This window comes from Rhizobium vallis (assembly GCF_003985155.1).
Taxonomy (GTDB): Bacteria; Pseudomonadota; Alphaproteobacteria; order Rhizobiales; family Rhizobiaceae; genus Rhizobium; species Rhizobium vallis.
The window spans coordinates 1-21,400 of record NZ_ML133697.1 but is presented as its reverse complement, the minus strand read 5'-3'; the positions used below and the strand labels follow the sequence as shown (position 1 = coordinate 21,400).

The 21,400-nt window shown below is 60.7% G+C and carries 19 protein-coding genes; 11 read left to right on the top strand and 8 right to left on the bottom strand.

The annotated features are described in order from the left end of the window. Positions 1-2: 2 nt before the first annotated feature. The 5 genes from nrdR to EFQ99_RS27130 all read right to left on the bottom strand — a co-directional run bounded on the left by nrdR (position 3) and on the right by EFQ99_RS27130 (position 4,818). Entirely contained in the window at positions 3-479 is a 477-nt protein-coding gene (gene nrdR / locus EFQ99_RS27150) for a transcriptional regulator NrdR (RefSeq protein ID WP_003547190.1), read from the bottom strand. Positions 480-488: 9 nt separating this feature from the next. Next, positions 489-1,787, bottom strand: a complete 1,299-nt coding sequence (glyA, locus tag EFQ99_RS27145; protein ID WP_126924301.1) for a serine hydroxymethyltransferase — start codon at positions 1,785-1,787, stop codon at positions 489-491. Between the two features lie 208 nt (positions 1,788-1,995). Beyond that, entirely contained in the window at positions 1,996-3,297 is a 1,302-nt protein-coding gene (locus tag EFQ99_RS27140; protein WP_126924300.1) for a L,D-transpeptidase family protein, read from the bottom strand. A gap of 439 nt (positions 3,298-3,736) precedes the next feature. Then, entirely contained in the window at positions 3,737-4,252 is a 516-nt protein-coding gene (ldtR, locus tag EFQ99_RS27135; RefSeq protein WP_008522155.1) for a transcriptional regulator LdtR, read from the bottom strand. Between the two features lie 128 nt (positions 4,253-4,380). Continuing rightward, positions 4,381-4,818, bottom strand: coding sequence for a DUF6163 family protein (locus EFQ99_RS27130; protein ID WP_126830812.1), 438 nt, complete (start codon positions 4,816-4,818; stop codon positions 4,381-4,383). A gap of 230 nt (positions 4,819-5,048) precedes the next feature. On the opposite strand from EFQ99_RS27130, the gene hemB reads away from it, so the two are divergent. The 6 genes from hemB to EFQ99_RS27090 all read left to right on the top strand — a co-directional run bounded on the left by hemB (position 5,049) and on the right by EFQ99_RS27090 (position 9,468). Next, positions 5,049-6,062, top strand: coding sequence for a porphobilinogen synthase (gene hemB / locus EFQ99_RS27125; RefSeq protein ID WP_126924299.1), 1,014 nt, complete (start codon positions 5,049-5,051; stop codon positions 6,060-6,062). Between the two features lie 70 nt (positions 6,063-6,132). Further along, positions 6,133-6,591: an RDD family protein gene (locus EFQ99_RS27120; protein WP_126924298.1), complete on the top strand. Its 459-nt coding sequence runs from the start codon at positions 6,133-6,135 to the stop codon at positions 6,589-6,591. Between the two features lie 192 nt (positions 6,592-6,783). Next, positions 6,784-7,560, top strand: coding sequence for an arginyltransferase (locus tag EFQ99_RS27115; protein ID WP_126924297.1), 777 nt, complete (start codon positions 6,784-6,786; stop codon positions 7,558-7,560). 354 nt (positions 7,561-7,914) lie between these two features. After that, on the top strand, positions 7,915-8,799 hold the full coding sequence (locus tag EFQ99_RS27100) for a DMT family transporter (RefSeq protein ID WP_126924296.1): 885 nt from the start codon (positions 7,915-7,917) through the stop codon (positions 8,797-8,799). Positions 8,800-8,857: 58 nt separating this feature from the next. Next, positions 8,858-9,079 carry an AbrB/MazE/SpoVT family DNA-binding domain-containing protein gene (locus tag EFQ99_RS27095; RefSeq protein ID WP_126924295.1) on the top strand — a complete coding sequence of 74 codons (222 nt, stop codon included), beginning with the start codon at positions 8,858-8,860 and terminating at the stop codon, positions 9,077-9,079. After that, a complete protein-coding gene (locus tag EFQ99_RS27090) occupies positions 9,079-9,468 on the top strand; it encodes a type II toxin-antitoxin system death-on-curing family toxin (RefSeq protein WP_126924294.1) in 390 nt (129 codons plus the stop codon). Before EFQ99_RS27095 ends, EFQ99_RS27090 begins: the two co-directional genes overlap by 1 nt. Here the strand turns inward: EFQ99_RS27090 and EFQ99_RS27085 are convergent. Continuing rightward, a complete protein-coding gene (locus EFQ99_RS27085) occupies positions 9,458-9,916 on the bottom strand; it encodes an SRPBCC family protein (protein ID WP_126924293.1) in 459 nt (152 codons plus the stop codon). The two genes, EFQ99_RS27090 and EFQ99_RS27085, sit on opposite strands and share 11 nt — an antisense overlap. Positions 9,917-10,073: 157 nt before the next feature. Further along, the gene (gene parC / locus EFQ99_RS27080; RefSeq protein WP_126924292.1) at positions 10,074-12,329 is read right to left on the bottom strand and encodes a DNA topoisomerase IV subunit A; all 2,256 of its coding nucleotides are present in this window, start codon (positions 12,327-12,329) and stop codon (positions 10,074-10,076) included. Between the two features lie 234 nt (positions 12,330-12,563). Here parC and EFQ99_RS27075 point away from each other — a divergent pair, with 234 nt between their 5' ends. Continuing rightward, a complete protein-coding gene (locus EFQ99_RS27075) occupies positions 12,564-13,751 on the top strand; it encodes a YdgA family protein (protein ID WP_126924291.1) in 1,188 nt (395 codons plus the stop codon). A gap of 135 nt (positions 13,752-13,886) precedes the next feature. Here EFQ99_RS27075 and aspS read toward each other — a convergent pair whose 3' ends face one another. Next, the gene (aspS, locus tag EFQ99_RS27070; RefSeq protein WP_126924290.1) at positions 13,887-15,677 is read right to left on the bottom strand and encodes an aspartate--tRNA ligase; all 1,791 of its coding nucleotides are present in this window, start codon (positions 15,675-15,677) and stop codon (positions 13,887-13,889) included. Positions 15,678-15,928: 251 nt separating this feature from the next. Here aspS and EFQ99_RS27060 point away from each other — a divergent pair, with 251 nt between their 5' ends. From EFQ99_RS27060 to EFQ99_RS27045, 4 genes are all read left to right on the top strand, one after another. Continuing rightward, entirely contained in the window at positions 15,929-17,320 is a 1,392-nt protein-coding gene (locus EFQ99_RS27060) for a multicopper oxidase family protein (protein WP_126924288.1), read from the top strand. 130 nt (positions 17,321-17,450) lie between these two features. Then, positions 17,451-18,596, top strand: coding sequence for a ribonuclease D (gene rnd / locus EFQ99_RS27055; RefSeq protein ID WP_126924287.1), 1,146 nt, complete (start codon positions 17,451-17,453; stop codon positions 18,594-18,596). Between the two features lie 77 nt (positions 18,597-18,673). Further along, positions 18,674-19,735, top strand: a complete 1,062-nt coding sequence (locus EFQ99_RS27050; protein WP_126924286.1) for an adenylate/guanylate cyclase domain-containing protein — start codon at positions 18,674-18,676, stop codon at positions 19,733-19,735. 105 nt (positions 19,736-19,840) lie between these two features. Then, positions 19,841-21,199: an esterase-like activity of phytase family protein gene (locus tag EFQ99_RS27045; RefSeq protein WP_126924285.1), complete on the top strand. Its 1,359-nt coding sequence runs from the start codon at positions 19,841-19,843 to the stop codon at positions 21,197-21,199. The last annotated feature ends 201 nt before the right edge of the window (positions 21,200-21,400 follow it).

Sequence of the window (21,400 nt, the reverse complement as noted above, 5' to 3'; positions counted from 1 at the left end):
GCTCATCTGTCCAGCGGGTCGCGGGCGATCTTGGCGTTGATTTCCGAAATAACCTTCTCGAAATCCTCGGCAAGCGAGAAATCCCGATAGACCGAGGCGTAACGCACGAAGCCGACATCGTCGAGGCTCTTCATCGCTTCCAGCACCTGCAGGCCGATCTGCTCGGAGGAAATCTCGGTCTCGCCGGAGCTCTCAAGCCGGCGGACGATGCCAGAAACAGCGCGCTCGATACGGTCGCGTTCGACGGGGCGTTTGCGTAGCGCCACTTCGAAGGAGCGCACCAGCTTGTCGCGATCGAAAGGCACCTTGCGGCCGGTCTTTTTAATGACCATCAGCTCGCGCAATTGCACGCGCTCGAAGGTGGTGAAACGGCCGCCGCAATCCGGACAGATACGCCGCCGGCGGATGGACGTATTGTCCTCCGCCGGACGCGAATCCTTGACCTGGGTATCTTCCGAACCGCAATAGGGGCAGCGCATCCCTACTCCTTACCCCATGTAGCCATACATGGGGAAGCGGTCGGTGAGGTTGACCACCTTGCCGCGCACGGCGGCTTCGACGGCGGCGTTGCCTTCATCGGAGTTGGCGACCTTCAGGCCGTCGAGAACCTCGACGATAAGATTGCCGATTTCGCGGAATTCCGCTTCCTTGAAGCCGCGCGTCGTGCCGGCCGGTGCGCCCAAGCGCACGCCCGAGGTGACAAAGGGCTTTTCCGGATCGAAGGGAATGCCGTTCTTGTTGCAGGTGACGTAGGCGCGGCCGAGAGCTGCCTCGGCGCGCTTGCCGGTGGCGTTCTTCTTGCGCAGGTCGACGAGCATCAGGTGGTTGTCGGTACCGCCGGAGACGACGTCGAGGCCGCCCGCGATCAACGTTTCGGCAAGCGCCCGGGCGTTCTTGACGACCTGGGCGGCGTAATCCTTGAATTCCGGCTGCAGCGCCTCGCCGAAGGCAACGGCCTTGGCGGCGATGATGTGCATCAGCGGACCACCCTGCAGGCCGGGGAAAACGGCCGAATTGAACTTCTTCGCCAGATCCTCCTCATTGGTGAGGATGACGCCGCCGCGCGGGCCGCGCAGCGACTTGTGGGTCGTGGTCGTGGCAACATGGCAATGCGGGAACGGCGACGGATGCTGACCACCGGCAACCAGGCCGGCGATGTGGGCCATGTCGACCATCAGATAGGCGCCGACGGAATCGGCGATCTCGCGGAAGCGCTTCCAATCCCAGATGCGGGAATAGGCCGTGCCGCCGGCGATGATGAGCTTCGGCTTGGTTTGCTCGGCCTTGCGGGCGACTTCATCCATGTCGAGCAGGTTGTCGCCTTCGCGCACACCGTAGGAGACGACGTTGAACCACTTGCCGGACATGTTGACCGGCGAACCGTGCGTGAGGTGGCCGCCCGAATTGAGATCGAGACCCATGAAGGTGTCGCCGGGCTGCAGCAGCGCCAGGAACACGGCCTGGTTCATCTGCGAACCGGAATTCGGCTGGACGTTGGCGAAATTGACGCCGAACAGCTTCTTGGCGCGCTCGATCGCCAGTTCCTCGGCGATATCGACGAACTGGCAGCCGCCGTAATAACGCTTGCCGGGATAACCCTCGGCATATTTGTTGGTCATGATGGAGCCCTGGGCTTCCAGCACGGCGCGGGAGACGATGTTCTCGGAAGCGATCAGTTCGATCTCGTGCCGTTGGCGACCGAGTTCCTTTCCGATCGCGCCGAAGATTTCCGGATCGACGTCCGCAAGCGAGCGATTGAAGAAGGATTCGGTGGAAGCATTGGTCATGGGCGGGCTCCTCAACTGGAATGCGCTGAGGTATTAGCCTTCCGCTGTGGCGAGGGCAATACGAAGAACGACATTTGCTGAGCAAAGCGCGCGCTCAGGCCTTTTTGCGGCACAGCTCGGCGGCCACTTCAGACAGCACCTCTTACGACATAAAAAAACCGCGCCGGGAAAGCGCGGTTTCAAATTGCGATGCAGAGGTCGCCGCTTATTACTGGACCGGCTGCTCCATGCCGGCCGTGGTGTCGAGCGCCAGTTCGGCATTGCCGTCCATCTGGTAGATGTCGTCTCGGAACTGGACGACGCCATCGGGCATGCCCCAGGCCGAGATATAGACGAAATAAACGGGAACTTCGGTCGCGAGCTTGATTGGCGTGTTGGTGCCGCTTGCGATCACCTGCTCCATCTGCTGGCGGTTCCAGCCGGGCGTTTCGCGCAATAGCCAGGTCGACAGGTCGCGGACGTTCTGGACGCGCACGCAGCCCGACGATTCAAACCGCATGAGCTTGTTGAACAGGCCCTGCTGCGGCGTGTCGTGCATGTACTCGCCGTTCTTGTTGTAGAAATTGATCTTCGTCGATGCCATGGCGTTGATCTTGCCCGGGTCCTGACGGAACATCAGGTTCGGTGCCTCGCCGTTCCAGTCGACGGTCTCCGGGGCGACTTCGTTGCCCTTGCCGTCGATCAGGCGGATCGCGTTCTTTTCGAGATAGGTCGGATCCTTGCGCATCAGCGGCATGATGTCCTTTTCGACGATCGAGCGCGGCGCGGTCCAGTACGGGTTGAGAATGACTTCGTAGATCTTCGAGTTGACGAGATGCGTCGGGCGGCTGAGACGGCCGACAACCGCGGTGTGGCGCGTCGCAACGCTGCCGTCTTCAACGGCTTCCACATAGGCGGCCGGAATGTTGACCATCAGATGGCGGCGGCCCAGGTCTTCCGGGAAGGTCTGCAGGCGGACGAGGTTGGTGTTCAACTGCTGCAGGCGCACATCGGCCGGAATGTTCATCGCCTTCAGCGTGAATTCGCCGAGAACGCCATCGGCCGGCAGGCCGTGACGCGCCTGGAAACGCTTGACCGCGCCGTCGACATAGGAATCGAAAGCGCTCGACATGCCAGCCTCGCGCGGCAGGTCGCCGGTGATCGCGAGGCGCTGGCGCAGCGCCTGGACGGCGGGAGAGGAAACGCCGAGCTGCAGGCGCTGATCACCGGGATTAACTTCAGGCCAGCCGCCGGCGGCCGCGATCTGCTGATACTGCATGATCGCCTGCTGTGCGCTCGCGACCGATTGGGGGCTGAGGATCGGCGTGTTGGAAAGGACGGCGGTTGCCGTGCGCGAAGCCGCCTTGGCGTCGAACTGGTCATCCCAGTTGCCGCGTTTGGGGGCATTCAGGAGCCCATCGAGCGCCGATTGCGCGAATGCCGGCGCGGCAATCGCGCTGGCTCCGACCGTTGCCGCGGACGCAAGGAAAGCGCGGCGCGAGAGAGCTTCAATTCCGTTTTTCTTCGACATTCGTCCCAACCACTCAATACCGCGGTGGAGGAAGCCGCGGCGCTTTGCGAAATCACTGCGCTTTCAGCGCAGATCCCATCCATTCTCTCCCGGCGCATCAGGAAATTCCGCGCGTCCCATCACAAGATTGCGATAGGAAAGCCTGGACGTTCCAGGTCCATTGAAAGCGCCGGTTGTCAAGCCTTCCGCTGCCACACCAATATGGCCAATTCGTGTTGCCGGGTCGGAAGACGGACTGCCGGTTGCCGGGAACACGACGCAACGAACCATACGACGGGTTAAACCGTGCCGGTTAATAACGGCTAAAAAACGGCTTGAATACCGGGCTTTGCGCTTGTCAGCCATGCGTTGCAAAGATGACACGAAGAGGCGAACGGCAAAACCGGACGCGCAGGGAACGCATCCGGTTTTCGTCAACCCTTGAAGGAGGTCTCGGGTCTCAGAGGCGATAAAGGATCTGATCGTTCCAGAAACGATCCAACCGCTGGAGCAGCTTGTTCATCTGGGTGAACTCATCCGTGCCGATGCCGCCGACCTTGTCGATCGAGGCGATGTGGCGTTCGTAGAGCTTGGCCACCGTTTCGGCGATATCCTGGCCGGTTTCGGTCAGGCTGATGCGGACCGAGCGGCGGTCGATGCGCGAGCGCTGGTGGTTGATGAAGCCGAGATCGACGAGCTTCTTGACGTTGTAGGAAACGTTGGAGCCGAGATAGTAGCCACGCGAGCGCAGCTCGCCGGCGGTCAGCTCGGAATTGCCGATGTTGAAGAGGAGCAGCGCCTGGATGGCGTTGACGTCGCTGCGACCCTGACGGTCGAATTCGTCCTTGATGACGTCGAGAAGACGGCGGTGAAGACGTTCAACGAGATGAAGGGATTCCATGTAAAGATCACGGATGCCCTGATCCTGCTGGTCACGGAAGTTCGATACCGCCTGCGGCTTGATTTTCGTGTTCATAGTAGCTGCCTCACTGTTTGGGTGGCGGTGTGTTTTCTTCCCGCCTTGAGTGAGACCCTATCGAATACATATAAAATTCGACTTAAACCGCAGGCTTAATGGAGCCTTACCGGAAACCCCACGTTGTCTCAGGGTAAATCAACACTTACCTGGCGGCGATGCCGGCGCTTTTCCAGCCAAAGCAGCAGGCGGAAAATCCAGTAGACGGCGGCGACCATGACATGCAGCAGGATGATCAGCTTGTTGGGGCCGAAAATGTCAGGCAGCAGGCCGTACATGAGGATCTGGCCGCCGGCGGCCAGCACCCAGATGACAGGTCCCCAGGAGACGGTGAGCCAGAGACCGAGGGAAGCGACGGGAAAAAGCACGGCGAGACTGGTGCTCGCCACCTTCCACGGCAGGCTCAACAGATCGAAGCGGCCGGCGCCGACCAGCGAATAGCCGACGAGCATCGCCCAATATTGCAGGCCAAACCAGAAGCAGGAAACGGCGACCAACCTCAGGAAGAGGATGAAAAGGAGATCCGCCAGTGTGCGTTTCGGTATCGTCGGGGAATCGGTTTCCATAGCGCAAACATCGGTTCGGGGTTACATCTTCACAAGAACGCCTGCGCGTCTGACACGACGCGCTCAGGACCCTCTATCATTTGTTTGCGCATAATCCTTGCCAAAAATCGATCCCGATTTCGGGGTTATGTGCCAGTGGTTTTCCGCCGCGGCCAATCGTCCGGTTTGGATTTTCCAGGCGCCATGATAATGAGCGCTCCGATAAATGGAATGGGCCGGGGATAGATATCATGCAGGACAGGACGCATCTCGTCGACGACATCACTGGTCATCGCCGCATGCGGCGCAACCGCAAGGCAGATTGGACGCGCCGGTTGGTGCAAGAGAACCGGCTGACGATCGACGATCTGATCTGGCCGATCTTCATCGTCCCGGGCTCCGGCATCGTCGATCCGATCGCGGCTATGCCTGGCGTCAACCGCATGAGTATCGATAAGGCTGTCGAAGCGGCACGCGAAGCGGCCGGCCTCGGCATCCCCGCACTCGCCACCTTTCCCAATATCGAGATGGAGCTGCGCGACGAGACCGGCTCGAACAGCCTCGAAGCCAACAACCTGATCAACCAGGCAACGGCGGCGATCAAGAAGGCGGTGCCCAATATCGGCGTCATCACCGACGTCGCGCTCGACCCCTTCACCAGCCACGGCCATGACGGCATTCTGAGAGGCGGCGAGATCGTCAACGACGAGACGGTCGATCAGGCGGCGCGCGCCGCCGTGATGCAGGCCGATGCCGGCGCCGACATCATCGCGCCGTCGGAAATGATGGACGGACGCATCGGCGCGATCCGCATGGCGCTCGATGCGGCCGGCCACCAGAACGTCGGCATCATGAGCTATGCGACGAAATTCGCCTCCGCCTTCTACGGTCCCTATCGCGAGGCGATCTCGACGGGCGGACTGCTGAAAGGCGACAAGAAGACCTATTATATCGACCCCGCCAACGGCACTGAAGCGATCCGCGACGCGGCCCTCGATGTCGAGGAAGGCACCGACATGCTGATGGTCAAGCCCGGCCTGCCCTATCTCGACATCTGCTGGCGGATGAAAGAGGCATTCGGCCTGCCGACCTTCGCCTATCAGGTCTCCGGCGAGTATTCGCAGATCAAGGCGGCAGCGATGAACGGCTGGATCGACGGCGAGCGAGCGATGCTGGAAACGCTGCTGTCGTTCAAGCGGGCGGGATGCGACGGTATCCTCACCTATTTCGCAGTCGAGGTGGCGAAGATTCTCAGCAAACGGTGAAAGGGCGAATTATTGCAATCCGCCCTGCTGACACCATATCAGCGGCATCGTTTTTTCTCAGGAGATTGAGATGAGCTACAACCCCAATCCGCTTTATGCCGCACCGGAGGACTGGCGCGCCTATAGCGGCGTGTTGAGCCGCCGCGTCTTCGCCTTCATCCTCGACTACGTCATCGTCGCGCTGCTCTGCATTCCCGCGGGGATCGTGCTGTTCTTTCTGTCGATCGTCACGCTCGGCCTCGGCTTCTTTCTCTACCCTGCCCTCTTCGTCATCGTTGCCGGCCTTTACTTCGGCCTGACTGTGGGCGGTCCGAGCCAGGCCTCGCTCGGCATGCGCGCGATGGGCATCGCAATCGTGCGTGTCGACGGACGGCCGATGGATTTCCTGACGGCGATCGTGCATCTGGCGCTGTTCTGGATCCTCAACTCGGTGCTGACGCCGCTCATCCTGCTTGCCGGCCTGTTTATCGAGCGCAGCCGCCTCGTCCACGACCTGCTGGTCGGCACGGCGACAGTGCGCACGGCTTGAGGCCTTGGCTGAAACCGGGGCGGAGGCAAAATAAAGTCTCCGCCCTGCCTTTGCCCGGAACCTCGAACGCTCCATATCTAGAATTAGAAGACTGAAATGGAGGGCGAACCCTGCCCCGCTGTTGACGTTTTCTATTCTTAGGTCATGCTGTCAGGAAACGGCACGGTTTCGACAAGGAAATTTCCGCGAGAAATGAATACGCAGACGACGCCATCCCCGCAGTTTTATCTGACGGCTCCGGCTACGTGTCCGTATCTGCCGCATGAGATGGAGCGCAAGGTTTTCACGCATCTCGTCGGTCCGCGTGCCGCGGAGATGAACGACATCCTGACGCAAGGCGGTTTCCGCCGCTCGCAAAATATCGCCTATCGCCCGGCCTGCGAATCCTGTCGCGCCTGTGTTTCCGTGCGAATCCTCGCTCAGGAATTCGAGCCGACGAAATCGATGAAGCGGGTGCTTGCCGCCAATTCCGATGTCATCGCCACCGAATTCGCCGCCCAGCCTTCCAGCGAGCAATACTCGCTCTTCCGACGTTACCTTGACTATCGCCACCAGCAGGGCGGCATGTCTGACATGACCGTGCTCGACTATGCGATCATGGTCGAAGACACGCATGTGAATACGAGAATCATCGAATACCGCCGGCGCGAGGAAGGCTCAGGACTGGAGCAGCGGCCGAAGGGCGAGCTGCTTGCCGCTGCGCTGACCGACACGATGAGCGACGGGCTGTCGATGGTCTATTCCTATTTTAATCCGGCGCTCGAGCGGCGTTCGCTTGGCACATTCATGATCCTCGACCATGTCAGGCGCACGAAAGCGCTGGGGCTGCCGCATGTCTATCTCGGTTACTGGGTGCAAGGGTCGCGCAAAATGGACTACAAGACGCGCTTCCAGCCGCAGGAACACCTGACCCCGCGCGGCTGGGAACGTTTCGATCCCTCGACCATGCCCGAAAGCACCCACGATTAGAGCCTTTCCTGGTCAGATTGAAGCATTCTGTTGGCTCAAACGGAGTCGGATGGTCGACCGGCCGGCGCGCGTCGTAGCCCAGTTCTACGGCCAAGCCGGCCGGTCGAGCAGCCGGCCCGTTTCAGCCAACCCTCCCGCAGATTTGCGAGGCAAATCTGCAAGACTTAAATTCGCTGGACGCACTTTTCGCTTCGCCATGGCGAAGCGGTGCGGCCGGTGGGCCGGGCATCTTTCCGCCAGGATCAAAGGCGATCGGCTCGGACGTACCCAGGGGTATGCCCGTCGCCAATCGCCTCTGCCCTGACGAAAACCTGCTCCGGCAGAATGCTTCAAGCTGACCAGGAAAGGCTCTAAATGTTCCCGATCGCGCTTTCCGACCACCGGAAGGGTCTGCTGCTGACGGCGATCGGCGGGTTGGCGCTTTCCATCGATATCCCGCTCGTCCGTCTTGGTGATGGCGACATCTGGTCGGTCCTGGGAATGCGAAGCGCCGCGACGGTTCTCGCCACCCTCGTCATCCTTGGAGCCATGCGCCTTGCCTCGGGCAAATGGCCGGTTCTCGTTCCCGGGCGGGCCGGTCTATTTGCCGGTCTGCTCTACGGCCTCTCCTCCCTCACCTTCGTGCTGGCCGTCTTCAATACGGCAACAGCCAATGTCGTCTTCATCGTTGCCTTCAACCCGATGTTCGGGGCTCTTCTTTCCTGGACTTTCCTCAAGGAGAAGCCAAGCGCCGCAACGCTGATCGCCATGCTGTTCATGATATTAGGCGTCGGGCTGATCGTGCGCGAAGGGCTTTCCACCGGTCATGTTTTTGGCGACGCGATGGCGCTTCTCAGCGCTCTTATTCTTGCCGCAGCCATCACAATCGGACGTGCCTCGCGCCGGGAAATGGGCTTCGTGCCGCTCCTCGCCGCCATCCTGCCGGCTGCGCTTGGCCTCGCGCAAGCTCTGCCCTCAGGACTTTCCATCGCTCATCCCGGCTGGATCCTCTTCAATGGCGCCATCATGATGCCGGTCGCATTCTGGTGCCTTGCGACGGGGCCGCGTTACCTTTCCGCGCCTGAAGTCGGCATGTTCTATCTGCTGGAAACCGTGCTCGCGCCAATCTGGGTTTGGCTGATCTTTGCGGAAACGCCGGCGACGATGACGCTCGTCGGCGGCGGCATCCTGGTGGCGGCGATCGCAGCGCATTCTGCCTGGATGGTGCGGGGGAAGAGCATCAGGCAGCCAGCGGAATAAGACATTGTCGCCGAATTGGCCTGATGTTATAACTCTGTTATTACAGAGGACAAAAGCGATGAACGTCACAATCCGGAAGATCGGCAATTCCGAGGGCATTATCATCCCTAAGGAAACTCTCGACCGTCTTGGATTGAAGACCGGCGACTCACTGGAATTGCACCTGGAGAATGGCGGCATCACTTTGAAGCCGGTCGATGAGGATTTGTCCCGTCAGCTCGAGGCGGCGCGATATTTCATGGACAAATATAAGGTCGCGTTGAAAAAGCTGGCCGAATAATGGCCTTCAAATTCCTGACGCGACCGTTTGTGGAGAGCCTGCAGAAAATGCAGATCGAGCGGTTCGGCGGTCTCGCCGGGCTGCGCGACGAAGGCGCGCTGGAATCTGCTCTCGGCCGGCCGATGTATAAGGCCAACCATGGCTGCGACGACCTCATTGAACTGGCCGCCGCCTATCTTTTCGGCCTTGCCAGCAACCACGCGTTCGTCGACGGCAACAAGCGCATCGCAATCGTAACCGCCGGCGTATTCCTTCTCGAAAATGGCTACGAGATCGAGACCACCGATGCCAATCTCTACGCCTTCGTTCTTGCTGTAGCCGCCGGCGAGATCGACGAGGAAGGTGCGACCCGCTTCCTTCGTGACTTCAGCATCCCACTCAGCCCGTAGGCTTCAACTGCTGCTGCTCCAATTCCCTGCCCAGCCCCTCGACCACATGCGCCCAGCCCCGCCGGGTTTTCTCTTCGTGTTCGGCCCATTCGGCGCACATTTCATGGGTCAGCGTCAGACGGCTGCCGCCGCCGAGAGGCTCGATGTTAATTTCGACGCGGTCGCAATTGTGGTCGTGGTCTTCGACGGAAAAGCTGAAGACCATGCGTTGCGGGCGCTTCAGTTCGAGAAAGACGCCCTGGTGAAAGGCGTCGCCGGTCGGACGACGGTCGACCACGAAGAAACGGCCGCCGACATGCGGATCGATATCGGCGCGGATGACATGGCCGTCATCGGTCGCAAACAGGAAACGGCGGGCGATTTCTGGGTTGAGCCAGGCGTCGTAGACGACGGCGGGCGGCGCCCTGTAGGTGTGGCTGACATGCAATTTGATCGTGCTGGCGGGCATAGATATTCCTCCGGTAAGGGCGCGCGCCTCTCCCAGGCGCACGTAAACACCGGCCATTCCGCCAGCCTCGGAACCGGCCTTCTCCTGTTTTTGGTAACAGGAATGAGATAGAGGAGTTCCCGCGCCCGCCAAGAGCCGCGCGCGGAATTTCGTGACCTTAACCGGCGAATTTACCGCTGCGCGGGAAACCCTTCGGCACGGTGCGGCCGGCGGTGGCGCGATCGGCCAGCCACTCGGCAAGCTCGTCCTTGTTCTTCGTGAAAGTACGGCCGGCGCTGTCTTCCCAGACGAGGCCGTCTGATATCGCGAAGCAGCGGACGTCGGAAATGCCGCCGTCCTTGTAACGCTGCAGACGCACGCCCTTGCCGCGCGACATTTCCGGCACCTGCACTAGCGGGAAGACCAGCAGCTTGCGGTTTTCACCGACGACAGCGACATGGTCGCCGCTGACGGGCACGAGCAGCTGGGTTTCCTCGGGCAGCGCAACGTTCATGATCTGCTTGCCCTTGCGCGTATTGGCGACCAGCTCGGCCTCCGGAACGACGAAGCCGTTGCCGGCGGTGGAGACGATCAGCTGCTTGCGCAAGGGATCGTGGACGAAAGCGGTCAGCACCGCTTGGTCGTTGTCCATGTCGATGATGATGCGCAGCGGTTCGCCGTGGCCGCGGCCACCCGGCAGCTTGTCGCCGCCGAGGGTGAAGGCCTTGCCGCCCGTCGTCACGATCAGGATCTTGTCCGTCGTCTGCGCCGGGAAGGCTATTTTCAGGCCGTCGCCTTCCTTGAAGGTCAGCGTCGCCGTATCGGCGATATGGCCCTTGAGTGCGCGGATCCAGCCCTTTTCGGAAATGACGACGGTGATCGGCTCCTTCTCGATCATCGCCTGCTGGATCGCTTCCTCGTCGGCCTCGGGAGCATCGGCGAACTGCGTGCGGCGGCGACCGACCTCGGTCGCCTTCGCAAATTTCTTCTTCACTTCGCCGATTTCCCAGGCGACCGTCTGCCACTGCTTGTCGTCGGAGGCAAGCAGCGCCTCGATCTCGCCCTTTTCCTTGGTGAGCTCGTCGAATTCCTTGCGGATCTCGAACTCTTCCAGCTTGCGCAGGGCGCGCAGCCGCATGTTGAGGATCGCCTCAACCTGGTTGTCGGTCAGATCCCATCGCGCCATCATGACGGGCTTCGGCTCGTCTTCCTCGCGGATGATCCGGATCACTTCATCGATATTGAGATAGGCGACCAAAAGACCGCCGAGGATTTCGAGGCGTTTATCGATTGCCGCCAGGCGGAAGCGCGAGCGGCGCTGAAGCACTTCGCGGCGGTGGTCCAGCCACTCCTTCAGCACCTCGTTCAGCGCCATGACCCTGGGAATGCGGCCCATGGACAGGACGTTCATGTTCAGCGGGAAGCGGCTTTCGAGTTCCGTCAGCTTGAACATCGATTCCATCAGGATCGTCGGATCGACGCTGCGGGTCTTCGGCACCAGCACAACGCGGATGTCTTCCGCCGATTCATCGCGGATGTCTTCCAGCAGCGGCAGCTTACGGGCGATCAGCAGCTCGGCGATCTTCTCGATCAGCCGCGACTTCTGCACCTGGAAGGGAATTTCGGTAATGACGATCTGGTAGCCGCCGCGGCCGAGATCCTCGGTCTGCCATTTCGCCCGCACGCGAAAACCGCCGCGGCCGGTGCGGTAGCTCTCGATGATGCTGTCGCGGCTGTCGATGATGATGCCGCCTGTGGGGAAATCCGGGCCGGGAATGAATTCGACGAGCTTTTCGATCGTGGCATCGGGATGTTTGATCAGGTGCAGCGCAGCGTCGCAAAGCTCGTGCGCATTGTGCGACGGAATAGAGGTCGCCATGCCGACGGCAATGCCGGAAGAGCCGTTGGCAAGCAGGTTCGGGAAGGCGCCCGGGAGGACGATCGGCTCGGAATTCGATTCGTCGTAAGTGTCGCGGAAATCGACGGCATCCTGATCGATGCCTTCGAGCAGCAGCTCGGAGACCGCCGTCATCTTCGATTCGGTGTAACGCATGGCGGCGGGGCTGTCGCCATCGATATTGCCGAAATTGCCCTGGCCGTTGACCAGCGTGTAGCGCTGCGAGAAATCCTGGGCGAGACGGGCAAGCGCATCATAGATCGACTGGTCGCCGTGCGGATGGTAGTTACCCATCACTTCGCCGACGATCTTTGCGCATTTCCTGAAGGCCGAAGTCGGCCTCAGCCCCATTTCGTTCATCGCATAGACGATGCGGCGATGGACGGGCTTCAGCCCGTCGCGCACGTCAGGCAAGGCGCGGTGCATGATGGTCGACAGCGCATAGGCAAGATAGCGCTGCTCGAGCGCCGCCTTGAGGTCGACTGGCTGGATATTGTCGTCGTCTCCGCCGGAAGGCGGCAAAATCTCTTGTCCCATGGGTCTTGACTAGCCCAGAAGAGGCTGTCGGGCAAGGAATCCGGCCCATTGCAGCTGTGGATGAAGTCTTGGGAGTGACATCAAAGGATGAGACAAACGTTCCGCCGCAATTTGGACTTCGTTTGCCGTTCCTTTCAACAGAAATTTAGAAGTCCGCAAATATAAAGCGAGCCCAATCCGTAGTAGCGTAACTGCAGATTTCCAACCGCCACACGCCACCAGAGGAATCACCCCATGAACATTTCCCGGACAACACGGCTGATGCTGTCGGGCGCAGCCTTTTTCTCGCTCGCCGGCTCGGCTTTCGCTCTCGACGGCACCGATCTGCTGAAGAAGCTCAATGCCGCCTATGCCGCACAGGGCGGAACGATTTCGGCTGAGACGGTCGATATCGACGGCACGACCGTGACCTTGAAAAATGTCACCGTTAAACCGGCCGCCGGCGAAAGTCTGCCCATCGGCGAAGTCACGCTTTCCGGCGTCGAAGAAGACGAGGATGGCGGTTATTACATCGAAGAAGCCGCCTTCCCCGACATCAACACCACGAAAGACGGCGTGACTGTCACCGCACAGGAACTGACGCTCGGCGGCATTTCGATCCCGGCAACGGCTGGTGGCGACTCGCTCGATACGATGATGCTCTACGAATCCGCCCATACCGGTCCGCTGAAGGTGGTCAAGGACGGCGCGGAAGTGTTCTCCGTGCTCGAAAGCGACATGAACCTGACACTGCGCGAAAACGAATCCGGCTTCGATTTTGACGGCGCCTTCAAGAGCATGAAGGCCGACCTCAGCAAGGCCGAGGATGCGCAAAGCAAGGACGCGATCGAGAAGCTCGCGCTGCAGCACGTCCAGGGCGACATCACTATGAAGGGCGCCTGGGAACTCGCGCCCGGCACGATCGACATTTCGGAATTCGCCTTCGACTTCACCAACATCGGCAAGCTCAATCTCGGCTTCAAGATCTCGGGCTACACGATGGCCTTCATGAAATCGATGCAGGATGCGATGAAGCAATCCGAAGCCAATGCGAACAAGGAACAGTCGCAGCAGGCGCTCGGCCTGGCCATGCTCGGCCTGATGCAGCAGTTGTCCTTCGAAGGCGCGAAGGTGCGCTTCGAAGACGGCTCGATCACCAAGCGCGCGCTCGACTATGCCGGTTCGCAGCAAAACATATCCGGCAAGCAGATGGCGGATTCGCTGAAGGCGATGACGCCGATCATGCTGGCGCAGCTGAATATCCCGGAGCTGCAGAATGCCGTGTCGGCCGCCGTCAACACTTTCCTCGACGACCCGAAGAGCCTGACGGTCAGCGCTGCCCCTGAGAAGCCGGTGCCGTTCCCGACGATTGTCGGCGCCGCCATGGGCGCTCCGAACACGCTGCCGCAGGTACTCGGCGTCAAGGTTTCGGCCAACGACTGATCGCTTCGATCTCGCAATGAAAGGCCCGGTAGCGTATGCCGGGCCTTTCTATTTCAAGCGTCAACATGCATCGGCACAAATGAAAAGCCCGGCGATTGCGGTCGCCGGGCTTTCTCATTCGAAAACAAACCGAACTCAGTCCTTCTTGACCGGCGGGATCGGCCGGATCGCGAGTTCGCGCAACTGCGTCGGCGTTGCCGGGCTCGGCGCGCCCATCAGCAGATCCTGAGCCTGCTGGTTCATCGGGAAGAGCGAGATTTCGCGCAGGTTCTTGGCGCCGACGAGCAGCATGATGATGCGGTCGATACCGAAGGCGGCACCACCATGCGGAGGCGCGCCATACTGGAAGGCGCGGTAGAGGCCACCGAAACGATCCTCGACGTCCTGCTGGCTCAAGCCCACCTTCTCGAAGGCGGCGACCATGGTTTCCGGCGACTGGTTGCGGATCGAACCGGAAGCGATTTCGAAACCGTTGCAGACGGCGTCATATTGGAAAGCCTTGATCGTGAGGGGATCCTGGTTCTGCAGCGCTTCGAGACCGCCCTGCGGCATAGAGAACGGGTTGTGGGCGAAGTCGACCTTCTTTTCTTCCTCGCTCCATTCGAAGAAGGGGAAGTCGACGATCCAGCACAGTTCGAAGCGGTCGCGGTCGACGAGGTTCAGTTCTTCGCCGGCCTTGGTGCGAGCCTCGCCCGCAAACTTGTAGAACTTTTCGGGCTCGCCGGCGACGAAGAAGCAGGCATCGCCGTCATCGAGTCCGAGCTGCGTGCGGATCGCGTCGGTGCGCTCCTCGCCGATGTTCTTGGCAAGCGGTCCAGCGCCTTCGAGCTTGTCGCCCTCCTTGCGCCAGAAGATATAGCCGAGGCCCGGCTGGCCCTGGCTCTGCGCCCAGGCGTTCATGCGATCGCAGAAAGCGCGGCTGCCGCCTGTTTTGGCCGGGATCGCCCAGACCTGAACCTTCGGGTTCGAGGCAATCATGCCAGCGAAGACCTTGAAACCGGAGCCGGCGAAATGCTCTGTCACCGCTTCCATGACGATCAGGTTGCGCAGGTCCGGCTTGTCGGAACCGTATTTGCGGATTGCCTCGTCATAGGGGATGCGCGGCCATTCCTTGGTGACCGGCTTGCCTTCGGCAAACTCCTCGAACACCTTGGTTATCAGCGGGCCCATGGTGTTCCAGACATCTTCCTGGGTCACGAAGCTCATTTCGAGGTCGAGCTGGTAGAACTCGCCCGGTAGGCGGTCGGCGCGCGGGTCTTCGTCGCGGAAGCAGGGCGCGATCTGGAAGTAGCGGTCGAAGCCCGCAACCATCAAGAGCTGCTTGTACTGCTGCGGCGCCTGCGGCAGGGCGTAGAAGGTGCCGGGATGAATACGGCTCGGCACGAGGAAGTCGCGCGCGCCTTCCGGCGACGAGGCCGTCAGGATCGGCGTCGTATATTCGGTGAAGCCGGCGCCGCCCATTTCGCGGCGCATGGCTGAAATCACCTGGGTGCGCTTGACGATATTCTTGTGCAGCGTTTCGCGGCGAAGATCGAGGAAGCGATACTTCAGGCGGACGTCTTCGGGATAATCCGGCTCGCCGAAGACCGGCAGCGGCAGCTCCTTGGCGGCGGAGAGGACTTCGATCTCCTGCGCGTAGAGCTCGATCTCGCCGGTTGCCATCGTCTTGTTGACGGTGTCTTCGGTGCGGGCCTTGACGAGGCCGTCAATGCGGATAACCCATTCGCCGCGCACGGTCTCGGCCATCTTGAAGGCCGGGCTGTCGGGATCGGCGACGACCTGCGTGATGCCGTAATGGTCGCGAAGGTCGATGAAGAGAACGCCGCCATGGTCGCGAACGCGATGGACCCAGCCGGCGATGCGGACGGTCGAGCCGACATCCGTCTTGCGGAGGGCGGCGCATGTGTGGCTGCGGTAGCGATGCATGATCTCAAATCCTGGATGTGGCTTAAGACGGCAGCAAGGGCTCAAAGACCCTCAAGCGCCGACAAGAAAATCGGGCGGAAAAGCGCATGGACGCTCCGATTTGTCAAGGCTTGGCACGCGTGGCCGGGCGTTTGACACGCCTTTATGGCGAGGCTGCGACCTCTCCGCTGCGGCAGTTTAGCCGCGACTGCGGTATTGATGAAACTAGCTGTCAACTTTAAAAGGACGGCATCCTCATCGCGGAGCACCCCATGCCTCTCCTTACCCGCCGCAACCTGTTGAAGGCTTCCGCCGTGGCGGGCGCCTATGGTGCCGGCATCGGCATTGCCGGCAAATTCGGGTTTGCCGAGGCCACTCCCGAGCCTCAGGTGCTGGCGGCGTTGAAGACCGAAGCCATGCTTTCCGAGGCGGGACCGACCAGGGAGGTCATGAGCTGGGGTCATGACGGCATGCCGCCGATTCTGAGGATGACCAAAGGGCGCCCTTATGCGGCACGGCTGAAGAACGAGCTCGACGAGCCGACGACCATCCATTGGCACGGGCTTCGCATCGACAACCGCATGGATGGTGTGCCTTTCATGACGCAGCCCTACGTCTATACGGGCGACAGCTTCGACTACGCCTTTACGCCGCCTGATGCCGGCACCTTCTGGTATCATCCGCATTGCAACACCCTGACGCAGATGGGGCATGGCATGACCGGCGTCATCGTCGTCGAGGATCCGTCGGACCCAGAGTTCGACGCGGAGGTGGTGCTGAACCTGCGCGACTGGCGGCTCGGCGGCGACGGGCAGTTCATTGCTCCCTTCCGGCCGCGAGACGCCGCCAAGAGCGGCACCTACGGTACGGTGCGCACAGCCAACTGGCATCAGGAGCCGCAATATGACGCGCCGGCCGGCGGGCTGGTGCGGCTGCGCATTGCCGTCACCGACGTGACACGGATCTTCTCCCTGAAGATGGAGGGCGCCGATGCGACCGTGATTGCAATCGACGGCAATCCGGTGCCGAAGCGTTTTTCTCTCGACCTCCTGCAGATCGGCCCGGGCCAACGGCTCGATCTCGCCGTGCGCATGCCGGACAGCGAAGGTGCCGTCGCGACGCTCGAAGATATCCGCGGCACAGCGCCGAAGACGATCGCCAGCCTGCGCGCGAGCGGGCAATCGCTGAAGCGCGACATCGGCGATCTCGGACCGCTCGTCGAAAATCCGGTCCCGAAGGCCGATCTCTCAGCCGCCGAGCAGATCCCGCTGGTGCTGAGCGCCACTGCCGAGAATGCAGCCGTCGAAAGCATCTGCGGCACGCTCGGCTACAGTTTCTGGGCAATCAACAAGGTGCCATGGCCGGGTGACACGCCCGATCCGACGGCGCCGCTGGCGGAATTGAAGCTCGGCAAGAGCTATATCTTCAACCTCGAAAATACGACTCCGCATGCGCACCCGATTCATCTGCACGGCATGAGCTTCACGGTGATCTCCTCCTCCGCGCGGGAGGTGATGCCGCTGGTCTCCGATACCTATCTCATCCAGCCGGACGAGAAGGTGCAGCTTGCCTTCGTCGCCGACAATCGGGGCGACTGGCTGCTGCATTGCCATATCATCGAGCACCAGAAGACGGGGATGACGAGCTATGTCAGAGTAAGCTGAAGCTCGCTTTGCCACAGTTTGGACGTGATTCTTAACCAGCAATGCTGGAAGGCGTATGCTGTTGTATTGACATATCGAACCGAAAGGAGAAGGAAGGTTCAACCGACCTTTTCCTTGCGAATGAAATGATATGATCGAAACCACCGCCGATTTGGCGGCCGCCTGCAAAGAGCTGGCCAAGTCCGACTTCATCACCATTGACACCGAATTCCTGCGCGAGACGACATTCTGGCCCGAGCTGTGCCTGATCCAGATGGCGAGCCCGACGACGGAAGTTCTCGTCGATCCACTGGCAAAGGGCATTGATCTTGCCCCCTTCTTCGAGCTGATGGCCGATAAGAAGGTGTTGAAGGTCTTTCATGCGGCGCGCCAGGACATCGAAATCATCTTCAATCGCGGCAATCTCATTCCGCATCCGATCTTCGACACGCAGGTCGCCGCCATGGTCTGCGGCTTCGGCGACAGCGTCTCCTACGACCAGCTGGTCAGCCGCATCAAGAACGTTCACATCGACAAGTCGTCGCGCTTCACCGACTGGAGCCGCCGGCCTCTCTCCGACAAGCAGCTGGAATATGCGCTTGCCGACGTGACCCACCTGCGCGACGTCTACCTGTCGCTGAAGGCGGAACTCGATCGCGAAGGCCGCACCTCCTGGCTCTCCGAGGAAATGGACATTCTCGAAGCGCGCGAAACCTACGACATGCATCCCGACGATGCCTGGCAGCGGCTGAAGATGCGCTTGCGCAAACCGCAGGAGCTGGCTGTCCTGAAATTTGTCGCCGCCTGGCGCGAACGCGAAGCTCGGGCTCGCAACGTGCCGCGCTCCCGCGTACTGAAGGACGACGCGATCTACGAGATCGCCCAGCAGCAGCCTAAGGATACCGAGGCGTTCGGCCGCCTGCGCACCATTCCGAAAGGCTGGGAGCGCTCGGCCTCCGGCGCTGCAGTCGTCGAGGCCGTCAATGCGGCGCTCGCTATTCCGAAAGCCGAAATGCCGCACGTACCGCGCCAGGCGCAGGCGCCCGAGGGGGCTGCTGCTGCTGTCGAGCTCTTGAAGGTGCTCCTGAAGCTCATCTCGGAAAAACACGGCGTGGCGCCGAAGGTGATCGCCAACAGCGAAGATCTCGACAAGATCGCCGCCGATGGCGAGAAGGCCGAAGTCGCTGCCCTGCATGGCTGGCGGCGCGATCTTTTCGGCGAGCCGGCGCTGCAGTTGATCCAGGGCCAGATTGGCCTGCGCTTCGTCGGCCGGAAAGTCGAAACCGTCAGTCTGTGAGACAGAATCAAATTCGCTTGACGCTTTTTTCCCGGCTGAAACAATGGCTGGGACAAACATCGCGGCGAAGAGGCGGCATGCGGGAAATATCTCCGACGCAGAACTGGATCTTGATCACGATCGTCCTGGCTGCCAGCGGCGTCGCCTATGATATGATGTTCTACTCCAATCAGACGCCCGTTGTCGGGGCGATCTTCGCGCTCTTCATCGGCATGCCGATCATCGCCTTCGAGCGCAAGGCACTGTTTCGCGGCCTTTACAGACGTATTCAGAAGCTGCCGACCTTTGCCTTCATCGTTACCGAGCTGGTGATCTACGAGATCCTGATGAGCATCGGCTTTGCCTGCGCCGCTCTGCTGCTCTCGTCGCTCGGCATGGTGAAGCCAGCGTCGTTCCTCGATCTCGTCATCATGCCGTACGAGGTCTTCCTCTATGCGCTTGCCGTCTGCTCGGCGATGATCTTCATCCTGCGCGTGCGGGAATTGCTCGGCCGCGACGTTTTCCTCAGCATGCTCGTCAGCCGCTACCGCAATCCGGTTAAGGAAGAGCGCGTCTTCCTGTTCATCGACCTCGTCGATTCCACTGCCTTTGCCGAGAAACACGGCGACCTGCGTGCGCAACAGCTGCTGAGCTCGCTGTTTGCGACCTTCGCCGAGCCCGTCAGGCGCCACAAGGGCATGATCAACGACTATGTCGGTGATGCCGCGATCATCACCTGGCCGCTGGCCCGCGGCGTCAAGGGCGCTCGCTGTGTGCGCTGTATCTTCGACATTCTCGCCGATATCGAAGCCAATGCCGCCAGTTGGCGGAAAAATTACGGACAGGTGCCGAAGCTTCGCGCCGCGCTTCACGGCGGTGAGATCATCACCGCCGAAGTCGGCGTCGACCATCACAAGATCAGTTATTTCGGCGACACGGTGAACACCACAGCCCGGCTGGAGACGCTCTGCCGCAGCCTGAACCGGCCGGTGCTGATATCAGCCGAGCTTGCCGGGCGCATGAAATTTCCCGAAGAGATCTCTTGCGAGGATTTGGGAAGCCACGCCGTCAGGGGACGCGGTCAGGCGCTCGGCGTCATGGCGCTTTCCTCGCGTGCGGTCACCGTGCTGAACACGCCGGCGGTCATTCTGCACGGCTGAGCAACGGTTTGACCCGACGTCACCAAAGCTTCACTCAACCGTCAATTCGCTGACACTGAAGCCCTGTTAAGCGGAAAGCATTCGCATCCGTTCCATGGGGATATTATGAAGAACGTCCTTTTTGCTTCCGTATCGCTTTTTATCTTGATTGCCGGCTCCGCTTCGGCCGACCAGCAGGAGTTTCCGGCCAAGCTCGCCGGCCAGGCGATCCTGCCTGCGAACACCATCGTTGCGGCTCCGGCCGACGCTCCTGAATTCCTCAAGCATGCCGGCAAATTCACGACGCCGGACCGCAAGCGCACCGAAGCGCTCGGTACCGTTCCCGGCAAGGATGGCGCCCGCGTCACCGACCTCAAGCTTCCCTTCGACGGTCAGGCGATCCAGGGTTTCTCGGGCATCAAGACGATGGCTGACGGCTCTTTCTGGACGCTGACGGATAACGGCTTCGGCTCGAAGGCCAATTCTTCCGACGCCATGCTCTTCCTGCACCAGATGAAATTCGACTGGGCAACCAACAAGGCGGAAGTCGTCAAGAACCTCTTCCTCTCCGATCCGAACAAGATCGCGCCGTTCCCGATCGTGCTCGAAGGCACCGATACGCGTTACCTCACAGGCGCCGACTTCGACATCGAATCGATCCAGCCGGTCGCCGATGGTTTCTGGCTCGGTGACGAATTCGGTCCCTACATCCTGAAGGTCGACACCGAAGGCCGCCTGACCGACGTCTTCCCGACGACGCTCGATGGCAAGCCGGTGCTTTCGCCCGACAATCCGCTGATCCAGCTTCCGGGCAATCCGACCGCGAAGATGCCGGCCTTCAATCTGAAGCGCTCCGGCGGCTTCGAAGGCCTCGCCATGTCGAAGGACGGCTCCAAGCTCTACGGCCTGCTCGAAGGCGCCATCTACAAGGATGACGGCCAGATGGAATCGGTCGACGGCCACACCGCCGTCCGCGTCATCGAATTCGACGTCGCCTCCAAGAAGTGGACCGGCCGCAGCTGGCTCTATCCGTTCGAAGACAAGGGTGTGTCGATCGGCGACTTCAATATGCTCGACGACACGACCGCTCTCGTCATCGAGCGCGACAGCGGCGCCGGCACCAAGGACAAGGCCTGCGCCGACCCCAAACAGCCGAAGCCGGATTGCTTCGAAGCTCCGGCTGAGCTGAAGCGCGTCTACAAGATCGAGTTCAACGACGCCAATGCCGGCAAGGCCGTCCGCAAGATCGGCTATATCGATCTCTTGAACATCAAGGATCCCGACAACAAGAAGAAGGCCGGCAGCAAGGACGGTATCTACGACATGCCGTTCGTGACGATCGAAAACGTCGATCGCGTCGATGCCACGCACATCATCATCGGGAACGACAACAACCTGCCCTTCTCCGCCGGCCGCGCCGTCGACAAGGCCGATAATAACGAGTTCAGCCTGCTTGAAGTTGGCGAGTTTTTGAACGCGAAGTAATTCGGGTTTGATGTGAGATAGAGAGGGCGGTGCGTGAGCGCCGCCCTTTTTATTTGGTCGCGGCATCCAAGTTTCTCCCTTGTATCTGCACATTGGTGATTTTGTGCGATTGAAGCGACTGAGCCTCTTGCCGGGTGGCCACCCGGCAAGAGGCGTGGCGGCGTCGCCCGTTCTCCCTCCGGTTACAACCGTGGATGAGCC

Bases quoted from the DNA above. Each gene is read 5' to 3' on its own strand.
- EFQ99_RS27050 (WP_126924286.1), top strand. From the start codon at position 18,674: ATGCGGGAAATATCTCCGACGCAGAACTGGATCTTGATCACGATCGTC.
- nrdR (WP_003547190.1), bottom strand. From the start codon at position 479: ATGCGCTGCCCCTATTGCGGTTCGGAAGATACCCAGGTCAAGGATTCG.
- EFQ99_RS27130 (WP_126830812.1), bottom strand. From the start codon at position 4,818: ATGGAAACCGATTCCCCGACGATACCGAAACGCACACTGGCGGATCTC.
- EFQ99_RS27120 (WP_126924298.1), top strand. From the start codon at position 6,133: ATGAGCTACAACCCCAATCCGCTTTATGCCGCACCGGAGGACTGGCGC.
- aspS (WP_126924290.1), bottom strand. From the start codon at position 15,677: ATGCATCGCTACCGCAGCCACACATGCGCCGCCCTCCGCAAGACGGAT.
- EFQ99_RS27060 (WP_126924288.1), top strand. From the start codon at position 15,929: ATGCCTCTCCTTACCCGCCGCAACCTGTTGAAGGCTTCCGCCGTGGCG.
- rnd (WP_126924287.1), top strand. From the start codon at position 17,451: ATGATCGAAACCACCGCCGATTTGGCGGCCGCCTGCAAAGAGCTGGCC.
- EFQ99_RS27045 (WP_126924285.1), top strand. From the start codon at position 19,841: ATGAAGAACGTCCTTTTTGCTTCCGTATCGCTTTTTATCTTGATTGCC.
- EFQ99_RS27115 (WP_126924297.1), top strand. From the start codon at position 6,784: ATGAATACGCAGACGACGCCATCCCCGCAGTTTTATCTGACGGCTCCG.
- EFQ99_RS27090 (WP_126924294.1), top strand. From the start codon at position 9,079: ATGGCCTTCAAATTCCTGACGCGACCGTTTGTGGAGAGCCTGCAGAAA.
- EFQ99_RS27075 (WP_126924291.1), top strand. From the start codon at position 12,564: ATGAACATTTCCCGGACAACACGGCTGATGCTGTCGGGCGCAGCCTTT.
- EFQ99_RS27085 (WP_126924293.1), bottom strand. From the start codon at position 9,916: ATGCCCGCCAGCACGATCAAATTGCATGTCAGCCACACCTACAGGGCG.
- hemB (WP_126924299.1), top strand. From the start codon at position 5,049: ATGCAGGACAGGACGCATCTCGTCGACGACATCACTGGTCATCGCCGC.
- EFQ99_RS27140 (WP_126924300.1), bottom strand. From the start codon at position 3,297: ATGTCGAAGAAAAACGGAATTGAAGCTCTCTCGCGCCGCGCTTTCCTT.
- EFQ99_RS27095 (WP_126924295.1), top strand. From the start codon at position 8,858: ATGAACGTCACAATCCGGAAGATCGGCAATTCCGAGGGCATTATCATC.
- parC (WP_126924292.1), bottom strand. From the start codon at position 12,329: ATGGGACAAGAGATTTTGCCGCCTTCCGGCGGAGACGACGACAATATC.
- ldtR (WP_008522155.1), bottom strand. From the start codon at position 4,252: ATGAACACGAAAATCAAGCCGCAGGCGGTATCGAACTTCCGTGACCAG.
- glyA (WP_126924301.1), bottom strand. From the start codon at position 1,787: ATGACCAATGCTTCCACCGAATCCTTCTTCAATCGCTCGCTTGCGGAC.
- EFQ99_RS27100 (WP_126924296.1), top strand. From the start codon at position 7,915: ATGTTCCCGATCGCGCTTTCCGACCACCGGAAGGGTCTGCTGCTGACG.